The sequence below is a fragment of the Paramesorhizobium endophyticum genome, assembly GCF_014640615.1.
In the GTDB taxonomy this organism is placed as follows: Bacteria; Pseudomonadota; Alphaproteobacteria; order Rhizobiales; family Rhizobiaceae; genus Paramesorhizobium; species Paramesorhizobium endophyticum.
This window is the reverse complement of the sequence record NZ_BMHH01000065.1, coordinates 1-2,014: the sequence shown is the minus strand read 5'-3', so window position 1 is coordinate 2,014 and position 2,014 is coordinate 1. Positions and strand designations below refer to the sequence as shown.

At 54.1% G+C, this 2,014-nt stretch carries 3 protein-coding genes; all 3 read left to right on the top strand.

The window, feature by feature from the left end; all coding sequences use genetic code 11:
• On the top strand, positions 1–617 hold a 617-nt coding region (locus tag IEX53_RS23530; RefSeq protein WP_188826596.1), incomplete at its 5' end, for a hypothetical protein.
• 5 nt (positions 618–622) lie between these two features.
• Positions 623–1,639 (top strand): type VI immunity family protein, encoded by a 1,017-nt coding sequence (locus IEX53_RS23525; RefSeq protein WP_188826595.1) that lies wholly within the window; start codon positions 623–625, stop codon positions 1,637–1,639.
• A 3-nt stretch (positions 1,640–1,642) separates the two neighbouring features.
• On the top strand, positions 1,643–2,014 hold a 372-nt coding region (locus tag IEX53_RS23520; protein ID WP_188826594.1), incomplete at its 3' end, for a hypothetical protein.

The window sequence follows — 2,014 nt, the reverse complement described above, 5'->3', positions numbered from 1 at the left end:
CTGCTTCGGCATTCCGGTTTCCTTTCAACTCAAGAAAACCTCTCCACTTTTCCGAAGCAAGTCCAAAGTACGGCGCGGGATCAAAGAAGGCGCTCGAGAAGATGCTTCTCGTTCCGTGGAAAAACGCTCCGGCCAGTTGGGGACGGAAGGCGCTTGAGAAAGCGACTCTAGAACGGCATTTGAAACCGCTCTACGACAAATTGAAAGCTGAGGCGGCACAGAAACTCGGCAAGATGGCGGTCAAAAAAGCAGCTAGCGGATGGATGAAGCTCGTACCGGTGCTGAACGTGCTTTCCACGGCTTACGACCTTTATGACATTGGTTCCACTGGCTATGATCTTTACAAATCCTATCAAGATGCCATGTCTAAGTACCAAGGCGATGTCTACAGAGTACAGCCAGATATTGCAATCGACGGCAAAGACGGTGAGTTGAAAGATATCTATGACTTTAAGTTCGATAAGGACCGTTGGCGACGAGGCCAGAGCGAACTCTACGACGAAGGATTGCGGAATGCGGGTGTTCAAAAGGCCAATGTTAAGCAAAATGGCGAAGTTAGCCAGAATACTTGCGCCTGCGATGGCAAGGCACGTAAATCCGGCGTAGCGGGAGCTTGAAAAGCATGTGGTATGAAGATGCGCTATTTCAGCCGCAGGCCTCGGAGCAACCCGACCGTGAGGCGGTCAGTTCCTTCGCCTCGCCGGCTTTCCGCCTGGCAATCCTTACATCGATCGATACAGGCCACCCGTTCAAGCACCTTGATGCCTATTCGAAACTATTCGATATTTTTAAGCCGATCCTTCAGCGGGATGCGGAGCGGTTGTTGATGATCGAAACCGCTGGCGGCAATCCACGGCGGCGCAAGAGCATTAAGGCCGAGGACTGGAAGCCTTTCGAACATCTCGCTGCCAAAGTGCCTGCCGATGACGGCTTTTTCATCGGCTTTCATTACCAGTCCGGCACTGTCGACTTGAAGTTGCAGCACATCGACATTGACAATGTCTTTGACAAGGGGCCAACGTCCTTCTTATTCTCCGTTACGGGTTGCGTCCAGCTCGACGCAACAATCCCTGTAGCCGACTGGCAATCTGGCGCGCTTGATCTCGGCAAGCTTCTGTCCGCGCTCAAAGACCTGCCGATCACCACAGGCATTGCCGGGTTCGGCCTTTCAATCTCTGAAGAGAATGGCACCTGGGCTGAGGCGACCCACAATCTTCTACCAGTCGCGGAAAAATTCCCTGTGCTCGATATTTCGCGCAACCGCTATCGCGCATGGTCGGGCTATGATGAGAATAAGCCCGGTCTTTACTGGTTGGCAGGCATCAACTGGCTCACCTTCGTCGGAGAGCCTCTTTTGACAGAACTCGGCGGTGCCGATGCAATCTCGTCCGGCCTGCCCGATGCGATCACGGTGACCAAAACCCCGAATTGGGTACTGTTTCAACTGGGCGACAGGCCGATTACCGGCGAGGCAGGCGTCGATGACGATCTTCTTCCGCTTTATCACACGCTCGGTGCCAAATTGAAGCCGACACATGGTAGCCCGGAACTTCGCCGAGCGTCGGTATTCGGCAACAACACGGATAAATCGAATGATTGGGAACGCCGCTTCTACGACGGCAAATGGTTCGGGAAATAGATCATGAGACAGCTAGGCTTCGAAACTGTTTTTACAGCCCAATCGCCGAACGGCCCCGGGCTTCGTATCGACCTTAAGCCCGGTTATGAGACCTATAAGCTTCTGGATACAGTGCCAGTCGGTTCGTTGAAACCGGCGCTAGCCCTTTTTACCACCATCGACAAATCCGAAGGACCGGCTCGCCCTTCGGCCTCGGGGTCGCGGCAACTCTTCTTTTCGCTGAGCGAACCTGTTGCATCGAAGGGCTGGCGTATCGCAATGCTCCTGAACCTCGTGGACAATGCCACCTTCGACAACGATGGGGGAGAGGTCTCGGAAATTGTGCAGCGTGTTACTGTTGAGTCCGATGCGCTGGCCGGTCGAAACTGGGCGGAC

Excerpts from the sequence above, each read along its gene's own strand:
- IEX53_RS23525 (WP_188826595.1), top strand. The coding sequence starts at position 623 with ATGTGGTATGAAGATGCGCTATTTCAGCCGCAGGCCTCGGAGCAACCC.